General features: G+C 40.6%; 16 protein-coding genes. 8 read left to right on the top strand and 8 right to left on the bottom strand.

Going from position 1 to position 16,163, the window contains the following annotated elements; translation table 11 throughout:
- The first annotated feature begins 456 nt into the window (after positions 1-456).
- The 3 genes from EDC24_RS09390 (at position 457) to trhO (ending at position 4,723) form a co-directional block, all read left to right on the top strand.
- Positions 457-2,997, top strand: a complete 2,541-nt coding sequence (locus EDC24_RS09390) for an ABC transporter permease family protein (protein WP_170158533.1) — start codon at positions 457-459, stop codon at positions 2,995-2,997.
- Positions 2,997-3,644: an ABC transporter ATP-binding protein gene (locus tag EDC24_RS09385; RefSeq protein WP_124221935.1), complete on the top strand. Its 648-nt coding sequence runs from the start codon at positions 2,997-2,999 to the stop codon at positions 3,642-3,644. The genes EDC24_RS09390 and EDC24_RS09385 overlap by 1 nt, the downstream gene beginning before the upstream one ends.
- Positions 3,645-3,748: 104 nt before the next feature.
- Positions 3,749-4,723: an oxygen-dependent tRNA uridine(34) hydroxylase TrhO gene (gene trhO / locus EDC24_RS09380; protein WP_124221934.1), complete on the top strand. Its 975-nt coding sequence runs from the start codon at positions 3,749-3,751 to the stop codon at positions 4,721-4,723.
- Positions 4,724-4,762: 39 nt separating this feature from the next.
- Here the strand turns inward: trhO and EDC24_RS09375 are convergent, their stop codons facing one another.
- The 3 genes from EDC24_RS09375 to EDC24_RS09365 all read right to left on the bottom strand — a co-directional run bounded on the left by EDC24_RS09375 (position 4,763) and on the right by EDC24_RS09365 (position 7,952).
- Positions 4,763-6,160: a PH domain-containing protein gene (locus tag EDC24_RS09375; RefSeq protein WP_124221932.1), complete on the bottom strand. Its 1,398-nt coding sequence runs from the start codon at positions 6,158-6,160 to the stop codon at positions 4,763-4,765.
- Positions 6,153-6,635, bottom strand: a complete 483-nt coding sequence (locus EDC24_RS09370) for a PH domain-containing protein (protein WP_124221931.1) — start codon at positions 6,633-6,635, stop codon at positions 6,153-6,155. The genes EDC24_RS09375 and EDC24_RS09370 overlap by 8 nt, the downstream gene beginning before the upstream one ends.
- Before the next feature lie 99 nt (positions 6,636-6,734).
- A complete protein-coding gene (locus EDC24_RS09365) occupies positions 6,735-7,952 on the bottom strand; it encodes an MFS transporter (protein WP_124221929.1) in 1,218 nt (405 codons plus the stop codon).
- Positions 7,953-8,099: 147 nt separating this feature from the next.
- Between EDC24_RS09365 and EDC24_RS09360 the strand changes: the two genes are divergently transcribed.
- The 3 genes from EDC24_RS09360 (at position 8,100) to EDC24_RS09350 (ending at position 9,617) form a co-directional block, all read left to right on the top strand.
- Complete coding sequence (locus tag EDC24_RS09360) at positions 8,100-8,747, top strand: SDR family oxidoreductase (protein WP_124221928.1); 648 nt, start codon at positions 8,100-8,102, stop codon at positions 8,745-8,747.
- Between the two features lie 11 nt (positions 8,748-8,758).
- Positions 8,759-9,211 (top strand): DinB family protein, encoded by a 453-nt coding sequence (locus tag EDC24_RS09355; RefSeq protein WP_124221926.1) that lies wholly within the window; start codon positions 8,759-8,761, stop codon positions 9,209-9,211.
- A 148-nt stretch (positions 9,212-9,359) separates the two neighbouring features.
- Positions 9,360-9,617: a hypothetical protein gene (locus tag EDC24_RS09350; protein ID WP_124221924.1), complete on the top strand. Its 258-nt coding sequence runs from the start codon at positions 9,360-9,362 to the stop codon at positions 9,615-9,617.
- A gap of 44 nt (positions 9,618-9,661) precedes the next feature.
- Here the strand turns inward: EDC24_RS09350 and EDC24_RS09345 are convergent, their stop codons facing one another.
- The gene (locus EDC24_RS09345) at positions 9,662-11,176 is read right to left on the bottom strand and encodes a catalase (RefSeq protein WP_124222094.1); all 1,515 of its coding nucleotides are present in this window, start codon (positions 11,174-11,176) and stop codon (positions 9,662-9,664) included.
- A gap of 161 nt (positions 11,177-11,337) precedes the next feature.
- On the opposite strand from EDC24_RS09345, the gene EDC24_RS09340 reads away from it, so the two are divergent.
- Complete coding sequence (locus EDC24_RS09340; RefSeq protein WP_124221923.1) at positions 11,338-11,673, top strand: DUF3888 domain-containing protein; 336 nt, start codon at positions 11,338-11,340, stop codon at positions 11,671-11,673.
- Positions 11,674-11,703: 30 nt separating this feature from the next.
- On the opposite strand, the gene EDC24_RS09335 is transcribed toward EDC24_RS09340, so the two are convergent.
- Positions 11,704-12,801, bottom strand: a complete 1,098-nt coding sequence (locus EDC24_RS09335) for a mechanosensitive ion channel family protein (protein WP_124221921.1) — start codon at positions 12,799-12,801, stop codon at positions 11,704-11,706.
- An 18-nt stretch (positions 12,802-12,819) separates the two neighbouring features.
- A complete protein-coding gene (locus tag EDC24_RS09330) occupies positions 12,820-13,326 on the bottom strand; it encodes a GNAT family N-acetyltransferase (protein WP_124221920.1) in 507 nt (168 codons plus the stop codon).
- 140 nt (positions 13,327-13,466) lie between these two features.
- Here EDC24_RS09330 and EDC24_RS09325 point away from each other — a divergent pair, with 140 nt between their 5' ends.
- A complete protein-coding gene (locus EDC24_RS09325; protein WP_124221918.1) occupies positions 13,467-14,225 on the top strand; it encodes a LysM peptidoglycan-binding domain-containing protein in 759 nt (252 codons plus the stop codon).
- Between the two features lie 125 nt (positions 14,226-14,350).
- On the opposite strand, the gene EDC24_RS09320 is transcribed toward EDC24_RS09325, so the two are convergent.
- Positions 14,351-15,007: a type 1 glutamine amidotransferase domain-containing protein gene (locus EDC24_RS09320; protein WP_124221917.1), complete on the bottom strand. Its 657-nt coding sequence runs from the start codon at positions 15,005-15,007 to the stop codon at positions 14,351-14,353.
- Between the two features lie 102 nt (positions 15,008-15,109).
- The gene (locus EDC24_RS09315) at positions 15,110-15,946 is read right to left on the bottom strand and encodes a manganese catalase (protein ID WP_124221915.1); all 837 of its coding nucleotides are present in this window, start codon (positions 15,944-15,946) and stop codon (positions 15,110-15,112) included.
- Positions 15,947-16,163 lie beyond the last annotated feature (217 nt).

Below are 16,163 nucleotides of genomic sequence, written 5' to 3'. Positions count from 1 at the left end.
AGACTACCAATGGTTTGGAAGCGTCTCCGTTTCGAGTGCCCTTATTGCGGATTACGTTCCTCCGATGCATTTATGGGTGCGCTCAAAGAATTCTATTTACTTTATGAAGATCATATTACGAACAGGCAGTTTAGGTGGTTTACCAGGGTAAGCTCAGAAAGAACTGCGTATGAAATGTTGAAAAGAGCTAACTTACCGAAAATAGGCAATTACAAAAAAACCTCATATAAGCTAGAGTTCAATTTCGAAGATGACTATCATGATTTAATTGTTCAACCTGCGCGTAAATTTATAAAACATGCGGATATTTTTTGAAAACATGCGAGTAAATCGAAAAAACTTGCGGGTAAAGTTCATAGACCTGCAGGTAAATCACAAAAACCTGCCGATAAATTAGCAAGTTATTTTTTGAATTGACAAAATTTTTAAAAAAATGTATCATTTACCTAAGAATGGTTGGAAAATTTATCTATTTTACTGGCGGGTGATCTGGTGAGAATTCGTTTAACTCAAAAAGGAAAAAGGATTCAGATGATGCTCGTTTTATTGATCATTTTTTTACTTATTCCTTTTTCCATTCATTCATTAAGTGATGCATCCAAAACGGTTGAACAGGAGATTTATGATTTCGCTCGGGGGAGTTATGATCTATTACTGCGACCTCCTGATAGTCGAACAGATGTTGAAGAAGACTTAGGCCTGGTTGAGGAGAATTACTTAGGGATTGGAGACGGTGGTATTACAGTTGAAGAGTGGCAAAACGTCCTTGAGCGTGACGACGTTGAAGTCGCTGCGCCTGTGGCGGCCTTAGGGTTGTATACAGCCAATGGTATTACTTACTCTCTACCCGAAAGAGAAGACGCCACTATTCGATACCAAGTTGAGTACACGACCACGGATGGCTTACATACTTATGAGATCGGCGACACTCTAACAGCTTACACAATACCAGATGAGGAAGAGTCGCATGGCTACACCGAAATCGTGGAACGGTCGCTTGCAGGTTTTTTTAATGGCAGTTACCCATCGTTTGACTTCCCTCCGACCTATCATCAAGTGGTTGCAATTGACGTTGATGAGGAAGAGAAACTAACCGGAGAAGATTTTGCCCTGTTAAATTCTGGGGGATCAGGGATTACGGCAGAAGGGTTTCAAGAGGTGTCAATATTAAGCCTGGAAGATGCCAAACTTCCTCTTAAAGCGCATATTCAACTAGACACCCTTGAGATTACCCAATCTGAACTACAGGCGATGAAAGAAGAATATGGCGGGAATTTTATTTCGGTCATGTATAATGATGAACAGCTATACCAGCAATTGATGCAAGACATGCGTGACAAAGAATCCCTAACGTCTAATGAATACGAGTTAGATTTCTCAGAAATTGTTTCGCCATTTTATGCTAATTTACTGTATGCAGATGAAAATTATCAATTTAAGCTAGATGAAATAGGGAGTGGGAATGGTAGATTTATGGCAATCAGCCATTATAGTCAGGAAACCTTTTACGATGTTCACCCTGTGGACTACCAAATAACAGACGAAGGCTTGGCCATCGACCAACAAGGCGTCGATGAGTCGTCTGGAATTCCTATCTATAGAAATATTGAAGAAAAATCAAATTATGTTAGGGAAGATTGGGAAATAGTCGAAGGAGAAGGCATTCAGTTTTATCATGCTGGTAACTTTGATGTAGACACCAATAATGAAGCCCTGGCTGCGTCACCATTAGGTATTTATGGTATTCACGAAACGTATTTAGCTGACGAGCGAGACACACAAATTCAACCCACAGCGGTGCCAGGGAGTTTTATTACAACACCCGCAAGAGGGTTAGTGTCAATGGAATGGGTCGAACAACTAAAAGGTGAAGAGCCAATTGATGCTATTCGAGTTCGTGTGGCGGGGATTGATGGTTATGATCAAGCGGCTGCTGACAAAATTAAAGATATGGCACAAGAATTTGAGGAACAAGGCTTTACGGTTGATATCGTTGCAGGGGCTTCCCACCAATGGCTAACGATCGATGTAGAAGGCATAGGAGACGTGGTACAACCTTGGACCACATTAGGGGCCGCTGATACGATTTTACAAAGCTGGGATGTCGTCAGTCTTACCCTGACGTTGCTGTTTACGCTTGTCAGTATGATTTACCTAATTTTTAGCTTTGCACATTTGATTAAATCGAGACAATCAGAAGAAGCGCTACTTCAAAGCTTCGGATGGTTAAAACAAGATATTCGCAAACTTCGCCTAAAAGAATGGTCAGAGATGGTTGGCCTTCCGTTCGTCGTAGCGTTCCTTGTACTTGTTACGATGAGTATCGTTTTAGAGGTGCCAAGTCTCGTGATCAGTTTAGGTATCCTATGCCTTACAATCATAGTCTTAATGGCCATTGTGACCGTTTTCGTAACCAAGAGTCAAGACAAGCCACAACGCCAAGGGGTCAGAAAAGGTGGCATCACGTGGCAAAATGCCTGGTATTACCGCCGAATGGTTATCTTTTCAATGCTGCAGGTGTGGATTATGACGGTCGTCTCACTGTTCCTCACGTTGATGCTTGAACAAGAGCACAGTCGTACAACGGAAACCACTTTAGGCGTTTATGTCCATGGCGAAATGGAATGGTTTTATGTCGTTCTGTTGGTGATTCTCTATACCTTAACGGTGTTTACGTTAGTTGAAACCTTAGTCACATTGTGGCGACAGCGCTCACATGAGATGACGTTATTTCACCACATAGGCTGGAATCAAAAACAGTTATATACGTTCTATTTACGAGAAGTGGCGCTTTGGAATGGGTTTTCCATTTTGATCGGCGTTATGATTAGTGTCATTGCTTATCAGCAATTGATTGGTCAAGTAGGTGACCAACTATGGCCGGTGGTGCTTATAAGCTTGTTCCTATTCTTAGGCATTATGGTCGTGTCTTCCGTAGTCTTAACGTCTATTCTACGACGGTTTACAAAATATTGGTATAAGAAGAAGGTGGCATAATGAAGTTAAACGTATCGAACTTAAATAAAACGTATCAAACGGCTACCGACGATTTACAAATTTTAAAGAACATCAATTTTACGTTAAACGAGGGCGAATGGTTAACGATTCTGGGTCCTTCTGGTTCTGGGAAAACGACGTTGCTTCAATGTATCGCTGGGTTGCTGCCAGCGGATGAAGGCAGTGTCATTCAGTATGACGAGTTTCAGATCAGTGATGCCAAAGACCAAGAATTGCAGGCGTTTAGACGTCATCAATTAGGGTTTATATATCAGGACTACAAACTGTTTGACCAATTTCATGCGGAACTGAATGTTATGCTTCCGTTAGTCCCATATCAAAATCAAGACGCCTTGAAGTCAAGAGCACAAGAATTATTGGAAAAAGTTCATTTAGGAGATCGGCGTCACCACTATCCAGCTCAACTCTCGGGTGGTGAGAAGCAACGATTGGCTATTGCAAGAGCGTTAATCAACGAACCAAGTTTGTTGATTTGTGATGAGCCGACCGGGAACTTAGATCAGTCCAATCGGGACCAAATTATGGATATTCTAAAAGAGCTTAAGGCCGACGGGACTAGTGTCATTTTAGTCACGCATGATCGAGATTTAATGGATACAGGCGAGCATACCCTCAATCTACGTTAAACTTTTATTGAAAACCGCCTCATAATATTGTAAAATTAATGCTTGGAAAAAATCATTCTACGTACTTATACGTAAGAAAATTCAATTATGAGGTGGTTTTATTTATGGGAGATAAAACTTATCGCGTATTGCTGTATTATAAGTACGTTCATATCGACAATCCGGAAGAATTGACGAAAGATCATCTGAAATTCTGTAAGGATTTAGGTCTTAAAGGACGTATTTTAATCGCGGAAGAAGGTATTAATGGTACGGTGTCTGGTACAATCGAGCAAACAGACAAATATATGGAAGAGCTTCGTCATGATCCTCGTTTTGCGGATATGGAGTTCAAAATTGATGAAGCAGGTGGGCATGCGTTTAAGAAAATGCACGTGCGCCATCGTCCGGAGATTGTAAGCCTTAGTTTAGAAGATGACATTGATCCGAATGAATTGACGGGAAACTATTTAGAGCCTAAGGAATTCAAAAAATTATTACAAGATGAAAACACGATCGTGTTAGATGCTCGTAATGATTATGAGTATGATCTTGGTCATTTCCGTGGTGCGATTCGCCCGGATATTAAGACATTCCGTGAACTACCGGATTGGGTTGAAGAAAATAAAGACATGCTTGAAGGTAAACGCATTTTAACTTATTGCACAGGCGGTATTCGTTGTGAGAAGTTTTCAGGTTGGTTGAAAAAGCAAGGATTTGAAGATGTAAACCAACTTCACGGCGGTATTGCGACTTACGGTAAAGATCCAGAAGTTCAAGGTGAGCTTTGGGACGGTCAAATGTACGTGTTTGATGAGCGCATCAGCGTACCTGTTAACCAAAAAGAACACGTAGTCGTTGGCCGTGATTACTTCACTGGCGAACCTTGTGAGCGTTATGTAAACTGTGCTAACCCTGATTGTAATAAGCAAATCCTTTGCTCAGAAGAGAACGAACATTTCTATATGCGCGGGTGCACGCATGAATGTCGTACGACCGATCGCAACCTATATATCGAAGAATACGAACTTTCTGAAGAAGAAATCCAAGAGCGTTTGCGTAAAATTGAAGAATACGAAGCACAAACTCAAGGTGCTTAAATATAAAAAATCCACATGCGACGAAGCATGTGGATTTTGTTATATCCAATCGGATATACGTTTTACATGATGTTGTTCGAGCTCTTTTACCCAAAGGTGTCGCCCGGCGAGTTTACTTAGGATCGAGACTTTTGCCTGGGCCAACCCTTGTTTACGATGTAAGAAGTGTTTCTTAAAATCAACGCTCTGAACTCGATTGTGCGGTATAATTAAGGTTTCCTTTGAAAAACGTCTCATTTGAACCATAAGCTGACGACCTTTAATCGTATAGCCTGCATCTCGGTAACAGAAATACCCTAAGATGAACATCGCACCTGCGAAAATTGCAATGTACACCCAAAGTAAAGGGATGAACAGGTAAGAGCCGATCACTGCCAATACGGGCAATGTAATGGACCTTACAATATAATAAGGAATGGCTCGTTTCGGTGGGCGATGAAACTCATCCGGGATGTGATTATATTCTGGTAATATTTCACCTAAAAAAGCCGAAATGTCACGTTTTTTCAGAATAGGAAAAAGCAACGTGTGTTGGTCGGCTGTTTTACCAATTTCGCCACCAGCTATGACGACGTAAACAGTGGCTAGACCAAATGGTTGCCTTGTTAACCCTTCTTCGATTCCTACAGCTTGAATTCGCTTAAGCGGAATCGTCATCTGCTTTTTCTCAAGTAACCCTCGAGTAATTAATAGTTCATCATCAAACCTTGTGATTTGGAAACTGCCATATTTGATAAACGTTCCTAAAATGCCTAGTAACCAAAGGAAGACGACAATGAATATGGCCAAAACGACCAAGGTTATAATGGCCTGAGCTAAAAGCCATTCAGCCCCAACTTCGTAAACGTAATCTGGGATCATATTTTCAAGTTGAGAAAACAATAAACCAAATAGACCGATAATAATCCCAATACTTCCTGATGTCGCACCGGCAATAAATAGGCTGCGATTTGTGATCGTTCTCTTTGGGTACTGTTTCTCAGCTTCGGTCTTCGTTTCTCCAGTTTCAACAAGACCTTTTAGTTCGTTTTTAACTCGCCGGCCTTCCGACAAATGTACCGCACTTAGACTCGCATCTACATCTTTATCACTGCCAGCGGTTTCTATATCCACGCGAGTCAGGCCAAAAGGACGGTGAAAGATTCCTTGTGTTAAATCAATCGATTGAATGCGGTTTTTGGAGATGTACCGGTCCTTTCTAACTAAAATTCCTTGCTTAATATGTAACTCATCATCCGTCACTTCATAAGTAAACCGCAGCCAAGTTAGAACGCCAATAACAATCGTGATGACTAATATCGCTCCGATCGCGAGAAATAAGTACTTAAAAAAGCCGTCACCAATGGCCAAGACAATAATAGGCAGCAAGCCGTACATAATACTTCGGACTGATTTAAAAATATTAAACAAAATGGCTAACGGGTGTAGTTTAGACATCTTCTTGTTCCACCCTTGCCAATTCAGAAATTAAGTCTCGCATATTAGAGGCTTCTTGTTCAGTTAGAGCCGGAATCTCATGAATAGTTGCTGCCGTCGAAATCGTTAGAGTTGCTAATTTATAGTTCGCCAATATTGGCCCTTGCTTCGTATCGACATGTTGGACTCTAATCATCGGAATCAGCGTTTGAGTGACAATCAGAATACCATGCTGGATGTAGATTTCATCATCCAAAACTTCATAACGCCACCTGCGCCAACGCAATTTTGGCAAAATGAAAGGTGAAACGACTAAATCAATAATCGTAAGCGCAAGTAATAAAATCCAGACCCATGGCGGCAAAAATTCAATGACATAGGTTAAGATAAAAGCCCCGATGGTTAGGGCAACTGGAATTAATAGATACAATAAAGCCGAAAGACGCCAAGCTTTGATTGCGTCTTCTGCAATTCGTTGCTTTGGTGGTTGTCTCACTATAAATCTTCCTTTTTTCTAGAATGTTAAATCTATTATAACAAAAATTGGCATAGAAAAAGCTCATGTAGACATAATTCTATACATGAGCTTTAAATATTATTTCATCGTCTCTTTCATTCGAATCGCTCTTAAACCTGCTAATAGCGGTAAGATCGCGACTAGACCAATCGCCCAATCAACATTCAGAAGATCGGTGAAAAGTCCGGCAAAAAGAGCACCGAAGGCATAACCACTATCACGCCAGAAGCGGTAGTAGCCAAGTGAAGTCGCACGCCACTTAGGGTGTGAGGCATCGCCGACCCCTGCAATAATGGTTGGGTAAACCATTGCGGTTCCAATACCAAGAATGATAGCCGCTGCGAGCCATAATGCATACGTATCCACCAACAGAAACATCCATAATGCTAGGGCTTGCACAATCATCCCGCTAACGATTAAGCCTTTACGTCCAATCCGATCACTATAGATACCGGTGAACAACTGAAAGAAACCCCAAGCAAGTGGATAGGCTGCAACAACAATTCCGATTTGGCCAACTGACAACCCGCCGGCTGCTAGAAAGACAGGGAATAACCCCCAGGCCATACCGTCTTTTAAATTAGTACTCAAGCCAGCGAATGTAAGTGTAGATAAGTTAAAATCTTTCCAAGTCGTTTTCTTAAACACTTCTTTCGCATCGATCTTTTCATTTTCTTCACCATTATGCTGTTCGGACTGTGATTGAACATGTTTTTCGGTGTCTTTAGCAAATAAAGATAAAATAAAACCGATAACGACAATCCCAATTCCTAATAAAAACGGCTCCGGTCGAATTGAGGTCTGTGACGCTACAAATCCAGAAATTGACGCCATTAGCCCAACGCCGATATAGCCTGCGAATTCATTGAATCCAACCGCGACACCACGCTGGTTGCTTTTGGCTAAGTCAATTTTCATATTCAACGTCATTGACCACGTAAGACCTTGGTTAATCCCTAATAAAATATTCGCAAACACGATCACCCACCAAGCGTGAGCGAAGATGACGAGGATTGGAACGAGTAAACCGATCGCCCAACCAACTAACAGTACTTCACGACGTCCAAAACGATCCGCAAGACCACCAGCAAAAAAGTTCATTGCTGCTTTTGAAAAACCAAAGCTAACAATAAATGATAAAGTCGCACTCGCTGAAGCTAATCCGAAATGCTCTTCACCAACAATCGGAAGAACCGTCCGCTCAAGTCCGACCATAAAACCAACGAATAAATTAATAAAGACAAGTAATGTAAATTGTAAAATGTTTTGTTTAATTCCGATCTGTGTCTGACTCATAATGTAACTCCTTTTTTATGTACATTAATATTGTAAAGTTCATATGAAGATATGTCATTTAATTAACTCATAATCATCTCTTTTGATAAGAAAATGCTTTTATGAAATACTTTTAAGTAGGTTCTATTCTAAAAAGGAGCTGATTAAATGAAAGTGTTAGTTGTCGGAGCAAATGGACAGATTGGTAAACAAACAACTGAGATGTTGCAAGAACAAAACGACCATCATGTTCGAGCGATGGTACGCAAGGAAGATCAGCTTAATGAATTTAAAGAAAAAGGCATCGAAGCTGTTTTGGCAGACTTAGAGGGGCCTGTTGAACAGTTGGCACAGGCAGCAGAGGGGTGCGACGCTGTAATCTTTGCTGCTGGGTCAGGTGGTCAAACAGGTGCAGATAAAACATTACTAATTGATTTAGATGGCGCGATTAAGATGGTTGAAGCGGCAGAAAAAGCCGGTGTCGAGCGTTTCTTAATGGTGAGCGCGCTTCAAGCGCACAATCGTGACAATTGGAATGAAAAAATTCGTCACTATTATGTTGCGAAACACTATGCTGATAAAGCTTTAGAAGAAAGTTCACTTAACCACACGATTGTTCGTCCAGGCGGCTTGTTGAATGAAGCAGGCACAGGACAGGTTCGTGTGGCAACGGACCTACCAGAACGCGCAACTATTCCAAGAGAGGATGTTGCACGAGTCCTCGTGGCATCACTAAATCAGGAAAAAGCATTCAACCGCGGATTTGATTTAGTATCCGGGGAACAATCTATTGAAGAAGCACTGAAGACGTTATAGGAGGTCATCTCATGTCTAAAGTACAGCAATTTTTAAATGACTGGTTAAATCACCGTGAGAAGTTAGAACAATTATTAGAACAAATTGATGATGAACATGTGCATTATAAACCGTGGGACGGTGCGATGTCGCTTGGAGCGATGGCACTTCATGTTGCGACAGCTGGCGACATGTTTGCAGCTATGGTCAAAACAGAAAAAATGGAAGCACCTGATATGCCGAAGTTTGATTCTATGGAAGAAGTTAGGCAGAAGGTAAAAGAATTTACCGAAAGTACGAAAAAGAAAATTGAAAATATGACGGATGAAGAATTAGATAAGCAAAACGAAGCGGAACTTCCTCAAATGAAAGGGACTAAGTTCACCTATTTACAAGGTATGTTTGAACACGAAATCCATCATAAAGGACAACTGTTCGTCTATGCCCGAATGATTGGTGTTAAAGAGGTTCCATTCTTTAGATAAAAATGATGCACACCCTGTTGAAAACGGGGTGTGCATTTATTTTATCAGCAGGTTTTTTAAAAATACCTGCAGGTTTTAAAGATTTACCCGCATGTTTTCTCATTTTATCAACATGTTTTGTGCAAACTATCCCTTAGAGGTGAGGGATATGCATATCGACGGGCAAATTATTTCGGGTGATTATGATCAGCAAAATCATGAGTTCTCGATTACGAGCGTGAAGCACCTAACAACTGAGTCGACCATTACGGAAGATGAGCTTGGTTTGTTGCATGATTACTTGTTAGCTCATACAGGTGATGGGGGACAAGTCTTAACGTTGAATGATCAGATTTTAGTGAAGTTAAATGAAGAGGATGTGGAGAAGGTGCTTCAGGATTTAGAGGATATTAAAAGATTTTTTTAAAGAAGGAAAACGCCAGCTGGGAACAACCAGTTGGCGTTTGATTTTTAGTATGGATCTGAAGGATGCCCTAATTCTTCAGCATCATGGACTGCTTCATCCATTTTGTCTTCGGTTTTCATTTTTTCAAGAGCTTCTTTTAAACGACGTCCGTATTCTTCGTCAGCCTTTGTGCAGTGTTCAATCATTTTATCTTGAATAGGTTTTCGGCACTTCGATAAGGCGCCCGATAAGTTGGTAATTAAATCGTCGCGTTCCCAATCACTAAAGCGGCGGTAAGTTTCGCCGGCTTGGGCGAAGTTATTTTGCCGTTCAATGGGTTCGCGAACGATATTACCTTCGACATGAGGCGTGTTCTCAACGCCAGGGTTTTGGGCTTCTTTTAAGCCATTTAAAGTAGATGGTTCATAGTTAATATGCGGATTTTTTTCCTCAGCATAATCCATCCGATAATCCATTTGCCCACCGTTTTGATTCGTCACCACTCGTTTTATTGGACTGTTGATCGGTAGTTGTAAGTAGTTTGGACCGACACGGTAACGTTGAGTGTCCGAGTATGAATAGGTTCGACCTTGTAATAGTTTATCGTCTGAGAAGTCTAAACCATCTACTAATACCCCTGTTCCAAAGGCAACTTGTTCTACTTCAGATTGGTAGTTATCTGGATTTTTGTTTAACGTCATCTTACCAACTTTATACCATGGAAATTGATCTTTATACCAAAGCTTCGTCGGATCAAGCGGATCAAAATCAAGTTCCGGATGCTCGTGATCCTCCATGATTTGAACGTATAACTCCCATTCAGGGTAGTTACCGTCTTCGATCGCATCGTATAAATCTTGCGTTGCATGGTTAAAATTCATGCCCTGGATTTTATCTGCTTCATCCTGTGTTAAGTTTTTGATACCTTGTACAGGCTCCCAGTGATATTTCACCAATACCGTTTTGCCTTCTTTATTCACCCAACGGTAAGCATGAACCCCAGAACCTTGCATCTGACGGTAATTAGCTGGAATTCCCCACGGTGAAAATAAGAATGTAATCATATGTGTGGCTTCGGGTGAAGCACTTATGAAGTCAAGTTGCCGCTCAGGGTCTTGTATGTTCGTCACTGGATCAGGGAAAAACGAATGGACAAAGTCTGGGAATTTCAACGGATCACGAATGAAGAAAATCTTTAAGTTATTCCCGACTAAATCCCAGTTGCCATCTTCTGTGTAAAACTTCACCGCAAAACCACGCGGGTCGCGTAATGTCTCGGGTGAGTGTTTCCCATGGTTAACTGTTGAAAAACGCACAAATACAGGCGTTTTCTTACCTTTTTCAAATACTTTTGCACGTGTATATTTTGAAATTGGCTCACCATTCGCCTCACCGTACGATTCAAAATAACCATGAGCACCAGCGCCACGTGCGTGTACGATTCGCTCAGGAATTTTCTCACGATCAAAGTGACTGATTTTCTCAAGAAAATCGTAATTCTCAAATACTAAAGGCCCTCGATTTCCGACCGATCTTGTATTCTGATTATCCGTGACAGGATGCCCTTGCTGGTTGGTCATTTCTTGTCTAGGTTCTTTATCTTTTGGATGTTCTCTCAAAGTCGCTTCCTCCTTTCAATATTCAATGGTTATTGTTACCGATGGAAAATAAAAACATACATCACGGAATTAACATAATTCATCCCAAACCTTCTCATAATAGTGGATAAGAGGTGATCGTGTTGAAGAAAATTTTGATTGCATTGATGTTTGTAATTTGGTTAGTTCCAGCAAGTATGATTTTGGCTGAAACGAACTTAGAAGAGGAACTAATTATAGAGCTTTTAAACCCTTATCTTGACGAAGCGGTGGGTGAGTATTACGGACGAAACCTGAAAATTGATGAGGAGCAGGTGATTCAACTGAATCCTGTAGAAGATTGTGAAGGGTGCTTTGAGGCAGTCATTCAAGTAAAAACTAAAATTCCGAGTCAAGAACCACCATTTGTAATGGATCAGATTAAAGTAGATGTCCGTAACGGCAAAGTAACCATAAAAGACTATCAGCATGACGTGTAAAAAAAGAGCACTTCGTTAGCTGAAGTGCTCTTAATCTTCTTCTTTATTGGTAATGGTCGCGTTTCCATTATCCATATAAACGGTACGCGATGGAAATGCGACAGATACGCCTTCCTCTTCTAAAATATCCATAATCTTAAAATTAATATCTTGTTTAGCTTTTAAATATTCGCCCCAGTCAGTCGTTTTCGTAAAGAAGTATAAGAAAATATTTAAGCTGCTATCATTGTACTGATCGAATGTGACAAAAATCGTTTCCTGATGGATCTCATCATGGTTTTGTAATAATCCGCGAATGCGTTCTACAACTGTCTCGAGTTTTTCTTTCGGTGTGCTATACTCAACACCTAAATTAAAGGTAATTTGACGTTTGCCCATTTTACTCCAGTTAGTAATGGCTTCGTTGGATAGGGTCGCGTTTGGAACGGTCACCAAAGCTTGAGCAAACGTCCGAACAACGGTGCTACGGAAAGATATGTCTTCTACAACACCTTCCACACTACCAGTGGCGATCCAATCCCCTAAGGTAAATGGTTTTTCCGTGACGATCACAACGCCACCAAATAAATTCTTAATTACTTCTTGAGCCGCCAGTGCAAAGGCAAGACCACCTAACCCAAGTCCGGCTACAAATCCGGCTACGTTATAGCCCAATGATTCAAAAATAATACTAATTGTAATAGCGATGATAACGACTCTTAACGCTTTTGATAAGAATGGAATCAAAATTTGATCGACTTCAAAACCTACACCATCATTGAGTTTCATGAAAAATAGTGATGAAGTGGAGGACAAATTATAAAGCCCCCAAGAAATTAGGATGATTAAGCCTGGCTTGTATATAAAATCAATATCTTCCGCCTTCAAAAACGGGAAGACTTTGACAGCAAAATACAAGCCGATGATGACGAATAACCATCTGAGAGGTTTTTCATAAGCCTCTAGAATTTGTTTCAACACGTCAGTTTTCTTATTATTAACTAACTTTAATAAGAAGTAAAAAATGTATTTAGTAAAGATTTTCCTTAATAAATGGAATCCTAATAAAATGGCAAGGGAATAGCCAATTAGAATCCAATCTTCTGTGCTTATGTACTCCCATAATCTCCAATTAAATGTAAACGGCATATTTCTTACTCCTTCGAGCTATAGTTCCGGTAATTGATCCCACGCGTAGACAATCTCATTTAAAGATTTTCCTGCAATCGTTAAATTTTCCGTGCCGATTGCCTTACCACCGACACTTTCATAAAAGTGGGTCGCAGGGTTTCCTTCCAATACTAGCACAAGCATTGTCCCTATGCCTTGTTGTTTTAAGTGTTCAACAATCGGTTTTACTAGCATTTTGCCCAAACCTTGGCCTTGATAGTCTTTTAGAATATAAATGGCATAGATTTCACCTTCATAGGAAGGGTAATCCCCTGAACGCTCTGGCCCACCACTCGCAAAACCAACGACTTCACCTTGGTTGTTTTCTGCTACCCATACTTTACCATTAGGAATAATGTTTTGCCAACGTTCCTCTCGGGCATCATAGTCTAGTGAATCTAAAAATTGATCTGGTACTAGTCCTTTATAAGTCGTTCTCCAACTATCGATATGGACTTTTGCAATACCTTTAGCATCTGATAAAACGGCTTCTCTAACATTCATTTGTGACACTCCTTTTCTCTATATTACACGGAAATAGGTGAGCTGTCATATCTGTAAAAGACTCTTAAAAGGGGTGTAACCACAAGTCCAGTTCGAGCATGTTATGATGCACGTGCAAGTCATCTAAGGAGGGACAAGCAATGAAGAAGACAATTCTTTCGTTAGTAGGAGGAATTATATTAACTGGTTTCGGATTTACTTCTGCATCAGCTGAGGCAGAATACGAAATTCAACCGGGTGATACGGTCAGCGAAATTGCTGAAGAGTACAGTTCGACGACAGATGAAGTGATGAAGCTTAACAATCTATCATCTAGTTTAATTTATGCAGGCGATACATTAGAAATAGATAATCAAAAAACAATCGAAGTTCAACAAGGTGATACGTTAAGTGAGCTCGCTCGGGACTTAAACGTTGAGATGAAAGATCTTAAAGAATGGAACAGCCTTGATTCAGATTTAATTTTAATTGGACAAGAACTAGAATTAAATCTTTCATTAAACGCGTTGAAGCAGTTTGATGAGTTTATGGTTAACCGAGATGGAAGTCAGACGACGACTTCACCTGAACCAAAAGAAACAAGTGAGTCTAACAACGAAGAAGAAGCTAAAGAAACTCTAACTATGGAATCAACTGCTTACACAGCTGAATGCGCGGGTTGTTCCGGTATTACAGCAACAGGCATTAACTTAAACCAAGACCGCGACAAAAAAGTCGTAGCGGTTGACCCAGATGTCATTCCGTTAGGTACAAAAGTACATGTTGAAGGCTATGGCGAAGCAATCGCTGGCGATACTGGCGGAGCAATTCAAGGTAACCGCATCGATGTCCACTTACCAACAAAATCCGAAGCTAGACAGTGGGGCATCAAAACAGTTGATGTAACCATTTTAGAATAAACTAGTTAAAATCTGCTCCAATGTGATTGGAGCAGATTTTTTATTAGAAAAATTTATATATTACTAGGAAATTTTCATCAATACTAGAAAAAAGAGGAGCTTGCCGTCAGCAAGCTCCTTATATTTTAGTTTTCTAATGCTTCTACGACTTTTTCAGCGGATGATCGGCTGGATTGTGGGTTTTGCCCAGTTACTAGCTTCCCATCACGAACTGCGTAGTCTTCCCAGTTTTCGCCGTGCTTAAAGTTAGCGCCTTTTTCACGGAGCTTGGTTTCTAACATGAATGGCATGTGCGTATCCAGTTGCATTTCTTTTTCTTCGGAATCCGTGAATGCAGATACTTCCTTGCCTTTTACTAAAGGCGTTCCATCATTATACGTCACATTAACCAAGCCTGATGGTCCGTGGCATACGGATCCGATCACTTTGTCAGCCTCTGCAAACTGCTGAAGGACATATTGGAGTGTTTCGCTCTCTGGAAAGTCGAACATCGTGCCGTGTCCGCCAGGTAAGAAGATGGCGTCGAACCCTTCAGTATCTTCTTTCGTTAATTTTTGTGTATCTTTCAATTTCTCTTCTGCTTCTTTCCACTCAGGGCGGTCTTCAATACTATTAGGGTCTAAAGCAACCTCGCCACCCTCAATGCTCGTTATTTTTAAATCATAACCTTTTTCCTTAAATACATTATAAGGAACAGCAAATTCTTCAAGCCATAAGCCTGTCTTATGGTCATCTGTAATTTCTGTATGGTTCGTAACAACCATTAGTACTTTTTTACTCATGATGTATACCTCCTTCTGTAATATTATTTATAACATCTGTAGAAATTATGTCGCAAAAGTTGTGCATATAAAAAGCTACCCCTTTGTGGAGTAGCTTGTAACTTAGCATAATTGTGGTGGTATATTGAAATTTGTATTGAATGAGTAGGCTGGAGCTGGTTCAAGTTTTGGTACACCACCCATAGGTTTAGGGTTGGCAACGTATTTAAAGGTACTGCATCCATCAATACTTGGTCCACTTGCCCAACGACCTTTACTGCTCGCATCTCCTTCAGATAAATTATAAAATTCATAGGCCACATCTTGGTTTTCAAGTTCTGGAGGGAAGGTAGATGGGACAATGACGCCTTCTTTTTCTTCAAGTTCTTGAATCGTTGCTAGCCACATATTCTGATGGTACCTGTCACGAGCAATTAAAAAGGCCAACATATCCCGAACGCCTCGGTCTGACGTCGCTGCATATAATCGACTAGCTTGTAAACGGCCTTGCGATTCTGCCATCACATTTGCACGAAAATCAGCTAAAAGATTTCCGCTCGCTCCAATATATTCAGCCGTCCAACGGTTTCCTACACTATCTACAGGCATCGCACCAAAACCTGAAACAATTGCGTGTTGTGGATTCATACCACCAATAACTGCACCTAACACAGGGTCATCCATGGCTTCTTCTAAATCACCAACCGGTGCATCATCTAACAGTCGCGCAATCATGGTTGCCAACATTTCCACGTGAGCTAACTCTTCAGTTCCAACATCCGCCAATAAATCCTTATATTTTCCTTCCATTCGTAAGTTGAAACCTTGAAATAAATACTGCATCGCAACAGAAATCTCGCCATATTGCCCACCTAAAATTTCTTGTAGCTGCTTAGCGAATAACGGATCTGGTCGGTCAGGTTTAGCTTCATACTGCAATCTCTTGACATGATAAAACATATTTTCACTCCTTAAGTAATTGGGTGTCTGCATATACAATATGCGAACAATTAGTCAAACGCCCCTTTTTGAACACAAAATAGGCGTGAGCCTTAAAGAGTGAGTATAAGTAATCTTTCAAACAAGTATAGTAATTTACCAAAAGCTGAACATCCCAAAACTCAAAATATTTAGAATTTTATGGTAATATAGTGATAATACTACTTTTAATGGGGGA

The organism is Aquisalibacillus elongatus, from assembly GCF_003843875.1.
Taxonomy (GTDB): domain Bacteria; phylum Bacillota; class Bacilli; order Bacillales; family Alkalibacillaceae; genus Aquisalibacillus; species Aquisalibacillus elongatus.
The sequence above is the reverse complement of the archived record's forward strand: the minus strand, read 5'-3'. Positions and strand labels throughout refer to the sequence as shown.

Excerpts from the sequence above, each read along its gene's own strand:
- EDC24_RS09385 (WP_124221935.1), top strand. The coding sequence starts at position 2,997 with ATGAAGTTAAACGTATCGAACTTAAATAAAACGTATCAAACGGCTACC.
- trhO (WP_124221934.1), top strand. The coding sequence starts at position 3,749 with ATGGGAGATAAAACTTATCGCGTATTGCTGTATTATAAGTACGTTCAT.
- EDC24_RS09375 (WP_124221932.1), bottom strand. The coding sequence starts at position 6,160 with ATGTCTAAACTACACCCGTTAGCCATTTTGTTTAATATTTTTAAATCA.
- EDC24_RS09365 (WP_124221929.1), bottom strand. The coding sequence starts at position 7,952 with ATGAGTCAGACACAGATCGGAATTAAACAAAACATTTTACAATTTACA.
- EDC24_RS09360 (WP_124221928.1), top strand. The coding sequence starts at position 8,100 with ATGAAAGTGTTAGTTGTCGGAGCAAATGGACAGATTGGTAAACAAACA.
- EDC24_RS09355 (WP_124221926.1), top strand. The coding sequence starts at position 8,759 with ATGTCTAAAGTACAGCAATTTTTAAATGACTGGTTAAATCACCGTGAG.
- EDC24_RS09350 (WP_124221924.1), top strand. The coding sequence starts at position 9,360 with ATGCATATCGACGGGCAAATTATTTCGGGTGATTATGATCAGCAAAAT.
- EDC24_RS09345 (WP_124222094.1), bottom strand. The coding sequence starts at position 11,176 with ATGACCAACCAGCAAGGGCATCCTGTCACGGATAATCAGAATACAAGA.
- EDC24_RS09335 (WP_124221921.1), bottom strand. The coding sequence starts at position 12,801 with ATGCCGTTTACATTTAATTGGAGATTATGGGAGTACATAAGCACAGAA.
- EDC24_RS09330 (WP_124221920.1), bottom strand. The coding sequence starts at position 13,326 with ATGAATGTTAGAGAAGCCGTTTTATCAGATGCTAAAGGTATTGCAAAA.
- EDC24_RS09325 (WP_124221918.1), top strand. The coding sequence starts at position 13,467 with ATGAAGAAGACAATTCTTTCGTTAGTAGGAGGAATTATATTAACTGGT.
- EDC24_RS09320 (WP_124221917.1), bottom strand. The coding sequence starts at position 15,007 with ATGAGTAAAAAAGTACTAATGGTTGTTACGAACCATACAGAAATTACA.
- EDC24_RS09315 (WP_124221915.1), bottom strand. The coding sequence starts at position 15,946 with ATGTTTTATCATGTCAAGAGATTGCAGTATGAAGCTAAACCTGACCGA.